The sequence below is a fragment of the Kitasatospora sp. NBC_01246 genome (assembly GCF_036226505.1).
In the GTDB taxonomy this organism is placed as follows: Bacteria; Actinomycetota; Actinomycetes; order Streptomycetales; family Streptomycetaceae; genus Kitasatospora.
The window spans coordinates 3,434,069-3,452,055 of record NZ_CP108484.1 but is presented as its reverse complement, the minus strand read 5'-3'; the positions used below and the strand labels follow the sequence as shown (position 1 = coordinate 3,452,055).

14 protein-coding genes are annotated in these 17,987 nt (G+C 73.4%); 9 read left to right on the top strand and 5 right to left on the bottom strand.

Annotated features, from left to right (window positions below; all coding sequences use genetic code 11):
- Nucleotide 1: 1 nt before the first annotated feature.
- Nucleotides 2-1,189 (bottom strand): DUF7544 domain-containing protein, encoded by a 1,188-nt coding sequence (locus OG618_RS15000; protein ID WP_329487906.1) that lies wholly within the window; start codon nt 1,187-1,189, stop codon nt 2-4.
- 310 nt (nt 1,190-1,499) lie between these two features.
- Between OG618_RS15000 and mtrA the strand changes: the two genes are divergently transcribed.
- From mtrA to OG618_RS14985, 3 genes are read left to right on the top strand one after another with little or no spacing between them, the layout of a single operon-like run.
- Entirely contained in the window at nt 1,500-2,177 is a 678-nt protein-coding gene (gene mtrA, locus OG618_RS14995; protein WP_030061806.1) for an MtrAB system response regulator MtrA, read from the top strand.
- Nucleotide 2,178: 1 nt separating this feature from the next.
- Complete coding sequence (mtrB, locus tag OG618_RS14990; RefSeq protein ID WP_442906797.1) at nt 2,179-4,317, top strand: MtrAB system histidine kinase MtrB; 2,139 nt, start codon at nt 2,179-2,181, stop codon at nt 4,315-4,317.
- Nucleotides 4,295-6,169: an LpqB family beta-propeller domain-containing protein gene (locus OG618_RS14985; RefSeq protein ID WP_329487905.1), complete on the top strand. Its 1,875-nt coding sequence runs from the start codon at nt 4,295-4,297 to the stop codon at nt 6,167-6,169. The genes mtrB and OG618_RS14985 overlap by 23 nt, the downstream gene beginning before the upstream one ends.
- Nucleotides 6,170-6,247: 78 nt before the next feature.
- Here the strand turns inward: OG618_RS14985 and OG618_RS14980 are convergent, their stop codons facing one another.
- Nucleotides 6,248-7,009, bottom strand: a complete 762-nt coding sequence (locus tag OG618_RS14980; RefSeq protein ID WP_442906796.1) for a ComF family protein — start codon at nt 7,007-7,009, stop codon at nt 6,248-6,250.
- Between the two features lie 369 nt (nt 7,010-7,378).
- On the opposite strand from OG618_RS14980, the gene hpf reads away from it, so the two are divergent.
- Nucleotides 7,379-8,071 (top strand): ribosome hibernation-promoting factor, HPF/YfiA family, encoded by a 693-nt coding sequence (gene hpf / locus OG618_RS14975; protein ID WP_329487904.1) that lies wholly within the window; start codon nt 7,379-7,381, stop codon nt 8,069-8,071.
- Nucleotides 8,072-8,339: 268 nt separating this feature from the next.
- A complete protein-coding gene (locus tag OG618_RS14970; protein ID WP_329487903.1) occupies nt 8,340-9,098 on the top strand; it encodes a response regulator transcription factor in 759 nt (252 codons plus the stop codon).
- A gap of 31 nt (nt 9,099-9,129) precedes the next feature.
- Here OG618_RS14970 and OG618_RS14965 read toward each other — a convergent pair whose 3' ends face one another.
- Nucleotides 9,130-10,311 (bottom strand): winged helix-turn-helix domain-containing protein, encoded by a 1,182-nt coding sequence (locus OG618_RS14965; protein ID WP_329487902.1) that lies wholly within the window; start codon nt 10,309-10,311, stop codon nt 9,130-9,132.
- Between the two features lie 128 nt (nt 10,312-10,439).
- A complete protein-coding gene (locus tag OG618_RS14960; RefSeq protein ID WP_329487901.1) occupies nt 10,440-11,018 on the bottom strand; it encodes a GNAT family N-acetyltransferase in 579 nt (192 codons plus the stop codon).
- Nucleotides 11,019-11,269: 251 nt separating this feature from the next.
- On the opposite strand from OG618_RS14960, the gene secA reads away from it, so the two are divergent.
- Nucleotides 11,270-14,032, top strand: coding sequence for a preprotein translocase subunit SecA (secA, locus tag OG618_RS14955; RefSeq protein ID WP_329487900.1), 2,763 nt, complete (start codon nt 11,270-11,272; stop codon nt 14,030-14,032).
- A 332-nt stretch (nt 14,033-14,364) separates the two neighbouring features.
- Here the strand turns inward: secA and OG618_RS14950 are convergent, their stop codons facing one another.
- A complete protein-coding gene (locus OG618_RS14950) occupies nt 14,365-14,904 on the bottom strand; it encodes an Rv3235 family protein (RefSeq protein WP_329487899.1) in 540 nt (179 codons plus the stop codon).
- 349 nt (nt 14,905-15,253) lie between these two features.
- On the opposite strand from OG618_RS14950, the gene OG618_RS14945 reads away from it, so the two are divergent.
- The 3 genes from OG618_RS14945 to OG618_RS14935 all read left to right on the top strand — a co-directional run bounded on the left by OG618_RS14945 (nt 15,254) and on the right by OG618_RS14935 (nt 17,930).
- Entirely contained in the window at nt 15,254-16,318 is a 1,065-nt protein-coding gene (locus OG618_RS14945; RefSeq protein WP_329487898.1) for a patatin-like phospholipase family protein, read from the top strand.
- Between the two features lie 340 nt (nt 16,319-16,658).
- Nucleotides 16,659-17,168, top strand: coding sequence for a DUF6912 family protein (locus tag OG618_RS14940; protein ID WP_329487897.1), 510 nt, complete (start codon nt 16,659-16,661; stop codon nt 17,166-17,168).
- A gap of 105 nt (nt 17,169-17,273) precedes the next feature.
- On the top strand, nt 17,274-17,930 hold the full coding sequence (locus OG618_RS14935) for an HAD family hydrolase (RefSeq protein WP_329487896.1): 657 nt from the start codon (nt 17,274-17,276) through the stop codon (nt 17,928-17,930).
- Nucleotides 17,931-17,987: the final 57 nt, after the last annotated feature.

Here is a 17,987-nt window from a genome sequence, read left to right as displayed (position 1 = left end):
TTCAGAGCCTCGCCGGGTTCTGGCCGGCCTGGTCGCCCCAGCCGGTGCCGCCGTACTCGGTCAGGCCCGCGGCGCGGGCGAGCTCGATGTCCAGGGCCTCGCGCCGGATCCGCTGGTCGACGTAGAGCAGCACGCCGATGGTGGCGGTGAACGGGATGGTGACGGTGGAGGCGATCACGCCGGCGATCGCGGTGGTGATCAGGACGGCGGTGGGCAGGGTGGCCGGGTCGCCCGCGTCGACCTGGCCGACGAGGTCGTCGAAGCCGAGGGCCAGGCCGACGATCGTGAACGGCACGCTGATGATCCCGGCGACGATGCCGGCCAGGACCTGGCTGAGGAGGTTGATCCCGAACAGCCGCCACCAGGAGCCGCGGACCAGCCGGCGCGAGCGGGAGAGCGCCGTGATGACGCCCTGCTTCTCCAGCATCAGGGCGGGGGCGGCCAGGCTGAGCTGGATCCAGATCCAGATCGCGACCGGGATGCTGAGCAGGCCGACCACGAAGAGCAGGCCCGCGATGGCGGGTTCGTCCGCGCCGGTCAGCAGGTAGCCGATCATCGGGGCGAAGCCGATCAGCACCACGCCGGCGCCGATCAGGGCGGTCAGCAGGGTGAGGCCGGTCAGCTGGAGCAGCCGGGGGCGGGCGTCCCGCCAGGCGTCGCGGATGGTGGCGGACTGCCCGAGGATGGCGCGGCTCACCACCATGGTCAGCAGGGCGGCGGCGACCACGCTGAGCAGCATGGTCACCGGGAGGCTCACCAGGGCGGAGATCACCGGGGTGAGGTCGCCGGTGTCGCCCCGCACGGCCAGCTGGGTGCCGGTGACGGCGGCCTGCTCGACGACGGCGACGCCGAGCGAGAGGCCGAGCGTCGTGCGCCAGTGCGTGCGGATGGTGGAGACGGCTCCGTCGAGGATCTCGCCGAGGCCGAGCGGGCGCAGCGGGATGATGCCCGGCTTGGGGCTGACCGGGGCGCCCCAGCCGTACTGGCCGTGGGGGCCGTGCGGGCCCTGGCCGCCGTACTGGGGGCCGCCCGGTCCGGGGCCGCCGTAGCCGGCGCCCCAGGCGGGGGGCGCGGCCTGGGGTGGTACCGACGGCCCGGGCGCGGCGGCGGACGTGTCGGCCGGGGGCCGGTCGTCGTCGCGGGACGGCTCGGACGAGCTGGGCGAGGCCCAGCCCGGGGTGTCGGTCATCACTGCTCCTCGGAGGGGCGTCAGGGTTCGCGGGGCCGGGTGGATCTTCACCCGCGCGCAGCGCCCATCGTGCCATGGTGGTCGGACGGCCCCCAGGGGTATCCGGTTGCTGAACGGCAACGGGAGGCCGTCGGGCGGGCGGGACGCGGTCCGGACGCGGCCCGGGGGTGACCGGTGGGGCCGGAGGGGCCGGTTCGGGCCAGGTCATTCGTCCGGTATGGCCGGAATTCGCCGGGCTGCCACTTGGCCGTTCTGGAGCAAAGGGACTGCTGTGCGGCAGGTCACAATCCGGTAATGAGAAGATGGACGCATGAAGGGACGCGTCCTCGTCGTTGATGACGACTCCGCACTGGCCGAGATGCTCGGCATTGTGCTGCGTGGTGAGGGTTTTGAGCCGTTTTTCGTCGCGGATGGGGACAAGGCACTAGCCGCGTTCCGGGAGACCAAGCCCGATCTGGTCCTGCTGGACCTGATGCTGCCCGGACGGGACGGCATCGATGTCTGCAGGCAGATCCGGGCGGAGTCCGGCATCCCGATCGTCATGCTGACCGCGAAGACCGACACGGTCGACGTCGTGGTCGGTCTGGAATCGGGTGCCGATGACTATGTCACCAAGCCGTTCAAGCCCAAGGAGCTGGTGGCCCGGGTACGTGCCCGACTTCGCCGTGCCGAGGAGCCGACTCCCGAGCAGCTGACCATCGGCGATCTGGTGATCGACGTGGCCGGCCACTCCGTCAAGCGGGACGGCCGGGGCATCCCGCTGACCCCGCTGGAGTTCGACCTGCTCGTCGCACTGGCCCGCAAGCCCTGGCAGGTGTTCACCCGGGAGGTGCTGCTGGAGCAGGTCTGGGGCTACCGCCACGCGGCGGACACCCGACTGGTCAACGTCCACGTCCAGCGGCTCCGGTCCAAGATCGAGAAGGACCCGGAGCGTCCCGAGATCGTGGTGACCGTCCGTGGCGTCGGCTACAAGGCCGGACCCAGCTGACGTGACGTACCAGGCTGACGACACCCCGTCGGAGTCCTCGACCGACGGGGACTCCGCCGTGCGCGGCGACGTGCTGAGCTCGACCACGCGCAGCCGCCGCCGTCGCGGGCCCGCCGCACTGCTCGCGCCGGTGACCCGTCAGCTGCGCCGGCCCCTGCACCGGGTCTCGGCGCTGTACCGCCGTTCCATCCAGCTGCGGGTGGTCGCGGCCACCCTGATGCTCTCCGTCGTGGTGGTCCTGGTCCTGGGCGTGGTGGTGGTGGCCCAGGTGCGCAACGGGCTGCTGGGCACCAAGCGGGACTCGGCGCACAGCCAGGCCCGGGCCGGCTTCCAGACCGAGCAGAAGAAGATCGACGAGGCCAAGGACCTGCGGCTCAAGGTCGGCGCACCCGCCGACCAGGCCGTCGAGGAGACCGGTACCTGGCTGCTCAACCAGGTCGGCGACCTCGCGGCCAGCGGCCAGAACGTCTACTCGGTGATCGCGGTGGTGCGCGGCGGCAAGACGGTCTCGCCGGAGACGGCCGGCCTCGGACCGCGCTACACCGGTGACATCTCGCCGGTCAGCATCCCCGACACGCTGCGGGCCAGGGTCTCGGCGGAGCCCGGCCAGATCTTCGACCAGCCGACGCGGATCCACCGCGTGGACGGCGCTGGGCGGACCGAGCCCGGACTGGCCATCGGCATGCAGTTCACCGGCCCCAACGGCGTCTCCTACGAGCTGTACTACATCTTCTCCTTCGGCCAGGAGACGGACACCCTCGACCTGGTCACCGGGACCCTCGCCACGGCCGGGGTCTTCGTGGTGATCCTGATGGGCGGGATCGCCTGGCTGGTGGTGCGCCAGGTGGTCACCCCGGTCCGGATGGCCGCCGGGATCTCGGAGCGGCTGGCCGCGGGCCACCTGGAAGAGCGGATGAAGGTCACCGGGACGGACGACATCGCCCGCCTCGGCGAGTCCTTCAACCGGATGGCGAACGCGCTGCAGGCGCAGATCCGCCAGCTGGAGGAGCTCTCCCGGGTGCAGCGGCGGTTCGTCTCCGACGTCTCGCACGAGCTGCGCACCCCGCTGACCACCGTCCGGATGGCCGCCGACCTGATCTACGACAGCCGCGAGGACCTGGACCCGATGGCGGCCCGCTCGGCCGAGCTGCTCCAGGGCCAGCTGGACCGTTTCGAGTCGCTGCTCGCCGACCTGCTGGAGATCAGCCGCTTCGACGCCGGCGCCGCGATCCTGGACGCCGAGCCGGTCGACCTGCGCGAGATCGTCACCCGGGTGGTGGAGGCCGCCGACCCGCTGGCCCAGGCCAAGGGCAGCGCCGTGGTGATCCGCGGCGACGGCGAACCGGTGCTGGCGGAGGTCGACTCCCGCCGGATCGAGCGCATCCTGCGCAACCTGGTGGTCAACGCGCTGGAGCACGGCGAGGGCCGGGACGTCGTGGTCCGGCTGGGCTCGGCGGACGGCGCCGTCGCGGTCGGCGTGCGCGACTACGGCATCGGGCTCAAGCCCGGCGAGGCGTCCCGGGTCTTCCACCGCTTCTGGCGGGCCGACCCGTCCCGGGTGCGTACCACCGGCGGCACCGGCCTCGGGCTGTCCATCGCGGTCGAGGACGCGCACCTGCACGGCGGCTGGCTGCAGGCCTGGGGCGAGCCCGGCGGTGGCTCGCACTTCCGGCTCACCCTGCCGCGCACCCGCGGCGGCGACATCAACCGGGCACCGTTCCGGCTGGAGCCGGAGGACTCGCGCAACAACCGGGGCCTCGGCTCGTACGGCGTGCCGTACCGCCGGGCGATCCGGCCGGGCGGCGCCACCGCGCTGACCGCCACCGACGAGCCGGCCGTCCCGGAGACCCCGGAGGGCTCCGGGGGCAGCGGGTTCGGCAGCGGCCTCGGCGGCGTACTGAGCATCGGCCCGGGCCTGGGCACCAGCCGGCTGCCCCAGGGCCCGCGGGCCGACCCCTCGGACGTCCGGACCGCCGGCGCCGGGTACGGTGCCACCGGAGCCCAGGTGATGGTGGACCCGACGCCCGGCTGGCCGTCGGTGGCACAGCGGACGGCGGAACCGGGCCTGGCGGAGGCCGGGCACGGCACGGCCGGGACGGACACGGAGGGGTCGCAGCGTGCGAGGGACGAGCGGGACTGAGCCGCGGCTGGCCGCGGTGGCCGGCGTGGTGCTGGGCACCCTGCTGGCCGGCGGCTGCGCGGCCATGCCGGACTCCGGCGGCGTCAGCAAGGTCGAACTGGCGCAGGACTCGGTGGACAAGAACCTGCAGGTCAGGGTCTTCCCGAAGGCGCCCGACAAGGGCGCCAAGCCGCGCGACCTGCTGGCCGGGTTCCTGGACGCCGTCACGGCGGACGAGAGCTACGACACCGCCCGGATGTACCTCACCGAGGAGGCGGCGGCGAGGTGGAAGCCGGACGAGCGCATCCAGGTGCTCTCCGCGACCCCGTCGCTGCCCGTCCAGACCCTGACCGAGGCCGACACCTCCTTCGCCGTCCCGGTGTCCGGCATGGTGGTGGCCGAGGTGGACGCCAAGCACTCGTACACCTTCCTGGACGGCCAGAAGGACGTGGACTTCCAGTTCTCGTTCGTCCGGGACAAGAAGAGCGGCGAGTGGCGGATCGACGCGCTGCCCGACGGCCTGCTCATCAACGAAACCAACTTCCGCAACAGTTACCGCCAGGTGGACCGCTTCTTCTACGCGGCCGACGACCCGTCCGCGGCCGCGACGCTGCGCTCCCCGGCCGTGCTGATCGCCGACCCGATCTACCTCCGGCGCCGAATAGACCCGCTGACCTCGGCCGCCAGGGCCGTGGTCGCCGGGCCGTCCGACTGGCTCTCGCCGGTGGCCCGGAGCGCCTTCCCGACCGGTACCGCCGTCGAGCGCGTGAGCGTCGACGAGGCCCGCACCGCCCACGTGGTGCTCACCGGTGTCGACCTCGGCGGCGCGATGCTCTGCAAGCGGATGGCCACGCAGCTCTTCTACACCCTCGCCGACCAGGGCAAGGGGCAGGTGGACAAGTTGGACCTGAAGGGCCCGCGCAACAGCGGCTGCCAGGCGACCCGCGGCGACCTCCCGCAGACCGGACCGGGCGCGCTGACCGGGGCCGGCTCCCAGCGGCAGTTCTTCCAGCGGGCCGACAACGGCGTCCTGACCGAGGCTCAGGAGACCGGCGACGGCAACCCGGTGCGCGGCCCGCTGGGCCGTCCGCAACCGGCCGGCCGGGACCCGCTCGGCACGATCGCGGTGGCCCGGGACGGCGAGCGGGCCGCGGCGATCGGCGGCAGGGGCCACCAGCTCTACACGGTGCCGCTGGCGGACGGCGTGCAGGCCATGCCCGAGCCGGTGCTCACCACCCCCGTCCGCACCGGGCAGAAGGACGAGGACGGCCTGACCTCGCCCAGCTGGGACGGCCGCGGCGACCTCTGGGTGGTGGACCGCGACCCGCAGAACCGGCGGGTGGTGATGGTGCGCGGCAACCAGCCCCCGGTCACGGTGCCGGTGGACAGCCCCGACGGGCAGGTGCTGCAGGACCTCAAGATCTCCTCGGACGCCGTCCGGATCGCCCTGGTGTTCAAGGACCAGCGCGGGGCGCAGTCGCTCTGGCTCGGTCTGGTGGTGCACGGCGGCACCAAGGACGCCCCGACCGCGCGGATCACCGGACTGCGCCGGGTGGCCCCCGCGATCACCGAGGTCTCCTCGGTGTCCTGGGCGGAGGCCGACCAGCTGCTGGTGCTGGGCAAGGAGAAGGGCCGCCTCCAGCAGCTGCACTACATCAGTACGGACGGCTCGCAGAGCAGCGAGGCCCCGCCCCAGGGCGGCGAGGGGATGGCCTCGGCCCAGGCCTCGGAGGCGCCCGCCGACACCATGGACCAGGCTCCGCCGGTGCTCGCGCGGCAGGGCACCGACGGCAAGATCTACCGGCTGGTCAACAGCCAGTGGCGTGAGCTCGTCCTGAACTTCCGGGCGTCCTCCTTCATCTATCCCGGCTGAGCGGGCGGTCCGGTCCCGCTTCAGCTATCCCGGCTGAGCCGGCGGTCCGGTCCCGGCTTCGTCCGAGCTGGTCCGGGGCTACCGGGGGCGGGGCCCGCCGCAGGGGTGGGGTACCCGGCCGGCGGGCCGGTGCGGGACGGCGGCCGCGACGGTGGCGGCCGCCTTCGGCGGGAGCCCGGCCGACGCCAGCGCCCGAGCGGCCTCGGCGAGGCTGGCCCCCGTGGTCACCAGGTCGTCCACCAGGACCGGCCGGCGGCCGGTCAGCCGGCGGTCCGCCCGCGGCAGGACGGTGAGCGCGCCGTGCAGGTTGCGCCGGCGCTCGGTGGCGGTGAGGCCGGCCTGGTCCGCGACCGGCCGGGTGTGCCGCAGCAGGGCCGCCGCCCTGGCGTCCACTCCGGCCCGGCGCAGTGACCGGGCGGCCGCGCCGGCCAGCCGCAGCGTCGGATCGTGCCCGCGGGCGCGGACGGCGGAACGGGCCGAGGGCATCGGGACCAGCAGCAGCGGGCTCAGCCCCGCGCGCGGCCCGAGCGAGGAGCGCACGGCCCGGGCGAGTGCTTCGCCGAGCGGCCCGGCGAGGTGCAGCGCGCCGCGCTCCTTGTGGGCGAGCAGCAGCTGCCGGACCGGCCCGGCGTACGGGGCGGCGGCGTGCACCCAGGGCAGCGCGGTGGGGCCGAGCCGGGCGGCGGCCAGGGCGTGCCGGCAGGCCGGGCAGAGCTGGGTGCGGTCGGCGCCGCAGCCGGCGCAGCGGGCGGGCAGCAGCACCTCCAGCAGACTGGCCAGTGCGTGGCCGAACGGCCCTTGGGCGGACCGTGGACGGGTGGGGACGGCGGTGGGCGGCACGGCTGCTCCTGGCGGCGGCAGGCACGGAGAGTGAGCACAGGATGCGCCGTACGGGGGGTGTTGTCCAGGTATTTACCCATGCTTCACTCGCAAGAGGGTAGACAGGGTGCAACAGCTTGACCGCCAGCCCACAGCCTCGGGTCGTACCCGTATTCCCGTTTGGGGAGGCGAAAACCCCGTGTGAGGTGTTCGATGAGGCTCCAGGGGGTTTCAACCGTCCCTGGTGGGGAGGAAGTGAGGTGAGGGCCAGTCGCTTTCGTCGCTCGCGGCGGAGGTGGAGGGTCAGCAGCGAATTGGCTGGTCCGGCTGGGTCTCAGCCCGATCCGGTAGCACCCGGATCGGCGTCAGCACGAGGGATCGGAGTTCTGCGTGGACATCGTCGTCAAGGGCCGCAAGACCGAGGTGCCCAAGAGGTTCCGCGAGCACGTGGCCGAGAAGCTGGAGAAGGTCCAGAAGTTCGACGGCAAGGTGATCAGCCTCGACGTCGAGGTGTCCAAGGAGCACAACCCGCGTCAGGCCGACCGGTCCGAGCGGGTGGAGATCACTCTCCGTACCCGCGGTCCGGTGATCCGGGCCGAGGCCGCCGCCGGCGACCCGTACGCGGCGCTCGACCTGGCTTCGGCGAAGCTCGACGCGCAGCTGCGCAAGTCCGCGGACCGGCGCCGGGTGCACAAGGGCGGCAACGGCCGTACTCCCATCAGCGTCGCCGAGGCGACCGCGGCCCTGGCCGCGCTGCCCGAGACGACCAAGCCGGAGAACGAGACCAACGGGGCCGTCCGCAAGACCATGATGGGATCCCTGGAAGTGGAGGGCGAAGGCCCGCTGGTGGTCCGGGAGAAGACCCACCCGGCCGCCCCCATGGCGCTGGACCAGGCGCTCTACGAGATGGAACTGGTCGGCCACGACTTCTACCTGTTCGTGGAGAAGGACAGCGGCCTGCCGAGCGTCGTCTACCGCCGGCACGGTTACCACTACGGAGTCATCCACCTGAAGGCCGACGGAACGACCGGGCCGGGTGGCGGTGCCGGCGGCGCCATCGGCGGCGCCGACGACGAGGACTGACCGTCCGAGCGGTGTGGGAGTGGTGACCCCGGTGGCGCTGCCGCCGGGGTCACCGGCGTTCGGGGGGCGTTCCGGACGCGTTCGGGGGTGTTCCGTGGCGTTCGGGGCTGCTCCGGAGCGGGTGCCGGGCCGGTCCGGGCCGGTGACCGGCCGATTCCGGGCGCCGGGAGGTCACCCGGTGCGAGGGAATCGGCATCGGAGGGTGACCGGAGGACGCCTGCGGCGTGGAATGATTGGCGAACGACGACCGGCGACGGGGGAGGAGCGGATGGGGGATCACTTCGGGCTGGGGCCCGGTGCGGGGCCGGTCGGGGGGGTGGCGCGAGGGTCGGGGGAGGACCTCGACTACGCCCCGCGCCGGAGGGAGCCGATCCGCGTCCTGGTGGTGGACGACCACGCGCTGTTCCGCCGCGGCCTGGAGATCGTGCTCGCCGAGGAGGAGGACATCACCGTCGTCGGTGAGGCGGGGGACGGCGCGGAGGCCGTGCTCAAGGCCGCCGACCTGCTGCCCGACATCATTCTGATGGATGTTCGGATGCCCCGTCGCAGCGGGATCGAGGCCTGCACCGCGATCAAGGACGTGGCCCCCAGCACCAAGATCATCATGCTGACGATAAGCGACGAGGAAGCCGACCTCTACGAGGCGATCAAGGCGGGTGCCACCGGGTACCTGCTCAAGGAGATCTCCACCGACGAGGTGGCCACCGCGATCCGGGCGGTCGCCGACGGCCAGTCGCAGATCAGCCCGTCGATGGCCTCCAAGCTGCTCACCGAGTTCAAGTCGATGATCCAGCGCCGCTCCGACGACCGGGACCTCGTGCCCGCACCCCGGTTGACCGACCGGGAGTTGGAAGTGCTGAAGCTGGTGGCGACCGGGATGAACAACCGGGAGATCGCCAAGGAGCTGTTCATCAGCGAGAACACCGTGAAGAACCACGTGCGCAACATCCTGGAGAAGCTCCAGCTGCACTCCCGGATGGAGGCCGTGGTCTACGCGATGCGGGAGAAGATCCTCGAAATAGGGTGACGGCGGAGCCCGTCGCGGGCCCGGTGCCGGCTCAGTCGGCGAGCAGCCTCTCCAGCGCCGGGCGCAACGCCTCGTCGTGCAGCGTCTCCACCCGGACGCTGTCGCAGCCCACCCACGCGGCCGCCTCGCGCAGCGCGGTCGCCAGCGCCCCGACGTGCCGCGCGGAGTCCAGCGAGACCTGACGGGCCACCAGGGTGCCGCCCGCCCGGGCCGGATCGACCCGGCCGACCAGCTGCCCGCCGGCCAGCAGCGGCATCGCGAAGTAGCCGTGCACCCGCTTGTGCTTGGGGGTGTAGGCCTCCAGCCGGTGCGTCATGCCGAAGATCCGCTCGGTGCGCGAGCGGTCCCAGATCAGCGAGTCGAACGGCGAGAGCAGCGTGGTGCGGTGCCGGCCGCGCGGGGCGGTGGCGAGTGCGGCCGGATCGGCCCAGGCCGCGGCGGGGGCGCCGGCCGGGCCCCAGCCCGCGACCCGCACCGGGACCAGGCCGGAGTCGGCGAGCACCGCGTCCAGCTGCTCGGCCTTCAGACGGTGGTAGTCGAGCAGATCGGCCCGGGTGGCCACGCCGAGCGCGGCGCCGGCCTGGGCGACCAGGGTGCGCAGGCACTCCTCGTCGGTCGGCTCCGCCTCGAACAGCTCGGTGGGGATGGCCTGTTCGGCCAGCGCGTAGACCCGCTTCCAGCTCCGGCGCTCGGTGCAGACCACGTCGCCGAAGGCCAGGGCCCGCTCCACCGCGATCTTGGTGTCGGACCAGTCCCACCAGTCGGCCGTCTTCTTGGCGCCGCCCAGCTCGGTCGAGGTGAGCGGCCCCTCGTCGCGCAGCTTGGCCAGGACGGAGCGGTAGGTGGCGGCGTCCACCTGCATGCCCCAGACGTGGGCGCGCTCGCGGTAGCGCCGGCGGCGGAACGCGAAGAGCGGCCACTCCTCGATCGGCAGGATGCAGGCCGCGTGCGACCAGTACTCGAAGCTCGCTCCCGACGCCCAGTAGGCCGCGTCGACGGCGGGCCGGCCGACGGCGCCGAGCCGGGCGTACGGGACCAGCTCGTGCGAGCGGGCCAGCACCGAGATGGTGTCGAGCTGGACGGCGCCGAGGTGGCGCAGCACTCCGCGGACGCCGCCCCGGCGGTCCGGCGCGCCGAGCAGGCCCTGTGCGCGCAGGGCGATCCGGCGGGCCTCGTCGGCGCCGAGGGTCGTGGCGGGAGTCATGACGGTCATGTCGGCGAGCGTAGACCGCGGCACCGACAACGCCCCGGCCCGGAAGGACCGGGTGCCGGGGCGTGGTCGGCGGCCGCCGGCGGGGTGTGGCGGCGGGGCGGGGCCTCGGAGTCGGGGTACGGGGCCGCTCAGTCCGCGAGGTCGGTGGCGAGCAGCCCGCCGACCCAGGAGTCGCGGAACTCGCCGCGCTGCTCGGCGTACGAGCGCAGGGTGCCCTCGAAGCGGAAGCCGACCTTCTCGGCGACCGCGCGGGAGCCCTCGTTGCCCACGTACGCCGTCCACTCCAGCCGGCGCAGGCCCAGCTCGGTGATCGCGTGGTGGGCGACCGCGCGGGCGGCCTCGACGGTGTACCCGCGGCCGCGGTGCTCCCGGGTGGCCCACCAGCCGACCTCGGCGGTCCCCGGCCTGCCCGGGACGCGGACCAGCCCCTGGGTGCCGACCAGGGCGCCACCGGCGCGCTCGACCACGCACCAGACGAGGTTCTCGCCGGTGCGACGGCCGTTCACGGCCAGGTCGTTGACGAAGTACTCCGCGTCCTCGCGGCGGTACGGGCTGGGAACGACCGTCCAGCGCTGGATCTCCGGGTCCTGGCAGGCCTCGAAGATCGCGTCCAGGTCGGATTCCCGGGGCGGTCGCAGGAACAGCCGCTCGGTGACCAGGAGGCCGGGAACGGAGTCGGGCGCGGTGGGCTCGGGGTGCTCTGCCATGAACGGATTATTCCGTGCAGAAAGGAAACCGGGCATCCGAATAACCGGCTCGACCGCTCAACCGCCCGGGTAGCTGACCGTTTTGCCCCGGTGGGCGATGCTATCGGGCCATGTGCCCGCACGGGTGACACGGGAATAGCGTGCTGACGCACCTCCCGGGGTGTTGGACTCCTCGCATACGATGGCCCGTGCGGTGGGGTAAACCCGTCGTGCAGTCGTCCAGTGCCAATACAGGCAAGGAGCCCGCTCAAGTGTCCGTCTTCGACAAGATCCTGCGCGCCGGCGAAGGCAAGATCCTTCGCAAGCTGCAGCGGATTGCTGCCCAGGTCAACTCCATCGAAGAGGACTTCGTCAACCTCACCGACGCCGAGCTGCGCGCGCTGACCGACGAGTACAAGCAGCGGATCGCGGACGGTGAGTCCCTGGACGACATCCTCCCCGAGGCGTTCGCGACCGTCCGCGAGGCCGCCCGGCGAGTGCTCGGGCAGCGGCACTACGACGTCCAGATCATGGGTGGCGCCGCGCTGCACTTCGGCTACGTCGCCGAGATGCGCACCGGTGAGGGCAAGACCCTGGTCGGCACCCTGCCCACCTACCTCAACGCACTGACCGGCAAGGGCGTCCACCTGATCACGGTCAACGACTACCTCGCCGAGCGCGACTCGGAGTGGATGGGCCGGGTGCACCGCTTCCTCGGCCTCGAAGTCGGCGTGATCCTGGGCAACATGACGCCCGCCGAGCGCAAGCGCCAGTACGCGATGGACATCACGTACGGCACCAACAACGAGTTCGGCTTCGACTACCTGCGCGACAACATGGCCTGGTCGAAGGACGAACTCGTCCAGCGCGGCCACAACTTCGCGGTGGTCGACGAGGTCGACTCGATCCTCATCGACGAGGCCCGTACCCCGCTGATCATCTCCGGCCCGGCGGACCAGGCGACCAAGTGGTACGCCGACTTCGCCAAGCTGGTGCAGCGCCTGAAGATCGAGCGCGACTACGAGGTCGACGAGAAGAAGCGCACCGTCGGCGTGCTGGAGGAGGGTGTCACCCGGGTCGAGGACTACCTCGGCATCGACAACCTCTACGAGTCGGTGAACACCCCGCTGGTCGGCTTCCTGAACAACGCCATCAAGGCCAAGGAGCTGTACAAGCGGGACAAGGACTACGTCGTGATGAACGGCGAGGTCATGATCGTCGACGAGCACACCGGCCGCATCCTGGCCGGGCGCCGCTACAACGAGGGCATGCACCAGGCGATCGAGGCGAAGGAGGGGGTGGAGGTCCAGAACGAGAACCAGACGCTGGCCACCATCACCCTGCAGAACTTCTTCCGCCTGTACGACAAGCTTTCCGGAATGACCGGTACCGGTACCACCGAGGCCGCCGAGTTCCACCAGATCTACAAGCTCGGCGTGGTGCCCATTCCGACCAACCGGGACCCGCTGCGCATCGACCAGCCCGACCTGATCTACAAGTCGGAGCCGGCCAAGTTCGCCGCCGTGGTCGAGGACATCGCCGAGAAGCACGAGAAGGGCCAGCCGGTGCTGGTCGGCACCGTGTCGGTGGAGAAGTCCGAGTACCTGTCGCAGGAGCTCCGCAAGCGCGGCATCCCGCACGAGGTGCTGAACGCCAAGCACCACGAGCGCGAGGCGCAGATCGTCGCGCAGGCGGGCCGCAAGGGCGCCGTGACCGTCGCCACCAACATGGCCGGCCGTGGCACCGACATCATGCTCGGCGGCAACTCCGACCACCTCGCCGCGGCCGAGCTGGCCCAGCGCGGCATCACCCCGGTGGACACCCCGGAGGAGTACGAGGAGGCGTTCCCGGCCGCGCTGGAGAAGGCCAAGGCGTCCGTGAAGGCGGAGCAGGACGAGGTCAAGGCGGCCGGTGGCCTCTACGTCCTCGGCACCGAGCGGCACGAGTCCCGCCGGATCGACAACCAGCTGCGCGGCCGTTCCGGCCGTCAGGGCGACCCGGGCGAGTCCCGCTTCTACCTGTCGCTCGGCGACGACCTGATGCGCCTGTTCAAGGCCGGCATGGTCGAGCGCGTGCTCTCGATGGCCAACGTGCCCGAGGACGTGCCGATCGAGTCCAAGATGGTCACCCGCGCCATCGCCTCGGCACAGACCCAGGTCGAGCAGCAGAACTTCGAGATCCGCAAGAACGTCCTCAAGTACGACGAGGTGCTGAACCGCCAGCGCGAGGTCATCTACGGCGAGCGCCGCCGCGTCCTGGAGGGCGAGGACCTGCAGGAGCAGGTCGGCCACTTCATGGACGACACCGTCGAGGCGTACGTCAAGGCGGCCACCGGCGAGGGCTACGAGGACGACTGGGACCTCGACAAGCTCTGGACGGCGCTGAAGCAGCTCTACCCCGTCACCCTGGACCTGGAGCAGCTGGAGGAGGACGCCGGCGGCACGGCCGGACTCACCCCGGAGTTCCTCACCAAGGTCATCCAGGAGGACATCCAGGGGCAGTACGGCGCCCGCGAGGACCAGCTCGGCGCGGAGATCATGCGCGAGCTGGAGCGCCGGGTCGTCCTCTCGGTGCTGGACCGCCGCTGGCGCGAGCACCTCTACGAGATGGACTACCTCCAGGAGGGCATCGGCCTGCGGGCCATGGCGCAGCGCGACCCGCTGGTCGAGTACCAGCGCGAGGGCTTCGACATGTTCACCGCCATGATGGAGGGCATCAAGGAGGAGTCCGTCGGCTACCTGTTCAACCTGGAGGTCCAGGTCGAGCAGCAGGTCGAGGAGGTGCCGGTCGAGGACGCCGAGGTGCTGCTCGACAAGCTGGAGAAGGACGCCGCCCGTCCGGAGATCAAGGCCAAGGGCCTGGAGGCCCCCAAGCCGCAGCGGCTGCACTACACGGCCCCCTCGGACGAGGTCGGTGGCGGTGTCGTCGAGGGTGACTTCGAGGACCTCGCGCCGGAGGACGAGGGCGACGGGCTGACCCGCGCCGAGCGCCGCAAGGCCGCCAAGTCGGCCAAGGGCCGCCGTCGCAAGAGCTGAGGCGGGGCCGGTCCGCCCGGTCCGCCGCCACGCAGGGCGCCACTCCCGCAGGGGGGTGGCGCCCTGCGCCGTTGCGCCGGTGCCGCTGCCGGTGCCCACGGCGTCGGCGGGCCGGTCGGACCGTGGGGCGGGGTCGGACCGCGGGGTCCACGCGGCCCGTGCGGGCCGCGTGGCGCCGTCGCGGAAGCCGCCGTGGGCATCTGGTGCGGGCCGGCCGCCGCGGCCCGGTGCGGCGCCCGTCCGGGACCGGGGGCGGTGCGACGGGAGGGTCGCGCCGGGCGGGTTCACCGGGCCTCCACGGCGGTGCGACGGGAGGGTCGCGCCGGGCGGGTTCACCGGGCCTCCACGGCGGTGCACTGCCACTGCCCGGCCGTCCCGCGCTGCTCCAGCCGGAACGCCACCATGTGGTGCCGGCTGCCGAGGTCGACGCGGACGCAGGCCTCGATCGCGTCGGGCGAGGGCGACCGGTCGTGCACCGGCCCGAGCCGGGGCCGGTCGGCGGCGCCGCCGCGCCGCAGGATGCCGATCCGGACGAGCGAGGCGAGCTGGCCGTAGCCGTCCAGGCTGGTGTGCCGCATCAGCTGGCCGGACGGCCGGGCGCCGGTGAGCACCTCGACCAGCTGGTGGGCGAACCGTGTGCTCAGCCCGGTGCGGGGGCCCGGGGCGGCGGGGGCGGCGCAGGCGGTCCGGGGCCGGCGCGGTCGCCGGCCGTCGTAGGGGTGGTGGCCGGTCCGGGCGGTGGGGTGGTGCGGCCGGTGCGGGTGGACCGAGGGGCGGACGGGCCGGCCACCGTGGCCGCCGGGCGGTACGGCGGCCGGCCCGGCGGGTCGGGGGGCGGGCTGGGCGGCGGCGGGGACCGGGCTGGTGGTCATGGGGCCCTCCCGGGCAGTTGGTGCGGGTACGGACGGGTCCTTGGTAGCCCGGTGCCGCACGGGGCGGCAAGCGGGTTCGGCGCATCCGGCGGGCCCGCCCGCCGTCTCACCTATCCGGGTGAAAGACCCGGCGCCGCAAGGGCTGCCGGGCCCGTCGAGAGGGCGCCCGGTTGACGTACCGGGGCCAGCGGGAAGGCCCGAAAGGGGACACCCCGCACCGTCGGGACGGGCGGCGCGCCCGCCGGGCGCGACGTTGCGCCGCCTGGCCCTGGGCGCGCACGATCGGAGCCGGTCCGGGAACCGTGGAGGACGGACCACGACAGCGCCCCGACGAGGACAGGCGGCCGGCATGACGACATGGGTAGCGCAGACACGGGCGTCGTCGTCGGCGCCGCCCGCCGACGGCCGGCCCCGGCGCGGCCTGGTGCTGGGCGGTGGCGGGATGCTGGGCGCGGCGTGGACGGTCGGCGCGCTCTGCGCCGTCGAGGAGGCGGTCGGCTGGCGGCCGGGCGACGCCGAGGTGGTGCTCGGGACGTCGGCGGGCGCGATCCTCGCCGCGATGCTCGCCGGTGGGGTCGGTACCGGCGAGCTCCGCGACCACCAGCGCGGTCTGCCCATTCCGGACGGCCCGCTGGCCGGGGTGGCCTTCGACTACGAGACCGCGGTCGGCGGGGCGCTGCCTCCGCGCCCGCGCGCCGGCATCGGCTCGCCGGGCCTGCTGCGGGACGCCGTCCGCCACCCGCGCGAGTACCCGCTGCTGACCATGGTGTCGGCGATGGCGCCGCACGGCCGCGGCTCGCTGGAGCCCGTCGGCGAGCTGGTGCGCGGTCTGCTGGGCGGGGACGGCTGGCCGGCCGGCTCGCCGCTGCGGGTGGCGGCGGTGGACTACCGCGGCGGCCGCCGGGTGGTCTTCGGCGATCCGGGCGCGCCGGCCGCCGCCGTCGCCGACGCGGTGATGGCCTCCTGCGCGATCCCCGGCTGGTTCGCCCCGGTCCGGGTGAACGGCTCGGCGTACGTGGACGGCGGCTGCTGGTCGGCCACCAACGCCGATCTGATGCTCGGCCGCGGTCTGGACGAGGTGTTCGTGCTCGCCCCGATGGCGCTGCGGCTGCACCCGCGCGGGCGCGCCGAGCCCGGTCGCGGCACCGTGGTGGCGCTGCGCGAGTGGCGCGCCCGGGACCGCCCGCGCGGGGTGCTCGCCCAGCTGGTCGGCCGCTACCGCCGGGCGGTGACCAGGCAGCTGATGCGGGAGACCCGGCTGCTGCGGGCGAGCGGCGTCCGGGTGCACCTGCTCGCGCCGACCCTGGCGGACCTGACGGTGATGGGCCCGAACATGATGGACCCGGCCCGCCGCGGAGCGGTGCTGGAGAGCGCGCTGCGGACCAGCCGGGCGGCCCTGGACGGCGTGCGGTGATCCGGCCCGCGCGCGGGCGGTCGCCGGTGGGGGCAGCGCGTGCGGCGGGTCGTGGCGGTCGGGGGCGCGTGCTCCGGCCGAGGGCGTGCCCGGCCGCCGGGGGCGCCCGGTCCCCTCGCGTGCGGTGATCCGGCCGGCGCCCCGGGTGGTCGGCGGCCGTGTCCGGCACGCCGCAGGGCCGCCGGCCGGCCCGGTTCCCGGCGGCACCAGCGGTGCGCGGCGCCGTCGCCGGGAGCCGGGGGTGCGGGCGGGAGTGAGCGCGTGATCACGGATGCCACCCCGGCGCTTATTCTTGGGGCGCTGGAAGCTGTGCCGCTGGACGAACCGGAGAGTGCCACCGATGCGCGTGTACGTGCCCACCACCCTGACCGGCCTGGCAGCGGCGCACCCGGGCGGCGCCCTGGAGCAGTCCGCGGCGTACGCCGTGACCCCCGCGCTGCGCGAGTGGTACGTCAGTGACGACCTCGAAGAGCTGGAGTACGCGGCGCTGAACCGGGCCGCGCAGTCCTCGCTGCGGCTGCTGGCCGCCGACCCGCAGGCGCCGCGCCGCCGGGTGGTGGTGGCGCTGGACGTCGCCGACTCCGCGGTGCGGCCGTTCCCCGGCGACGAGTACCAGGACCAGGCCTCGCTGGGCCGGGTGGTGCTGGCCGGGCCGGTGCGGCTGGCGAAGGCGGCCGCGGTGCACGCGGACGTGGCCGACCAGGAGGTGGTCGCGGACGTCGAGGCGGCGGTCGCGGCCGTCGCCGCGGCCGACGAGGGCGATCAGGACGCCCAGTTCACCGTGGACGGCGCCGAGGACCACGAGCTGCTCTGGTTCGCCACCCAGGAGATCGCCGCCCTGCTGCCCTGAGCCCGGCCCGGGCGGCCTGAGCGGCCCGCCTCGCGCCGCCCGCCCGCCGGGCCCCGGCCACCCCGTCGTACCGCTTCGTCGGTGACCGGGGTTACCGTTCCCTGCGTGCGCACTCATATCGTCTGGGACTGGAACGGCACGCTCTTCCACGACATGGAGGCGGTGCTCGGCGCGAGCAACGCCGCGTTCGCGACCATCGGCATCGGCCCGATGACCATGCAGGAGTACCGCGAGCAGTACGAGATCCCGATTCCCCGCTTCTACCAGCGGCTGCTCGGTCGGATGCCCTCCGACGCCGAGTGGCTGCGGCTCGACGACGTCTTCCACGACCGCTATCTGGAGCTGAGCGTGGCGTGCGGGCTGACCGAGGGCGTGCTGGAGCTGCTGAGCGGCTGGGGGGAGGCCGGGCACAGCCAGTCCCTGCTGTCGATGTACGAGCACCACAAGCTGCTGCCGGTGGTCGACGGCTTCGGCCTGACCGGTCACTTCCTCCGGGTGGACGGCCGCAGCGGGCCCGCCGGTGGCCAGAAGGCGGAGCACCTGGCCAGGCACCTGGCCGCGCTCGGGGAACAGGTGGACCCGGCCCGCACGGTGCTGATCGGCGACGCCGCGGACGACGCGCTGGCGGCGCTGAGCGCGGGTGCGCACGCGGTGCTGTACACCGGTGGCTCGCACACCCGGGCGAAGCTGGAGCCGGTGGGCGTCCCGGTGGTGGACAGCCTGGCCGAGGCCGTCGAGCTGGCCGCGAGCCTGGTCGGCTGAGTCCGGCCCGGTAGCCCGGCGTCCGGTGGCCCGGCGTCCGGTGGCCCGGCGCCCGGA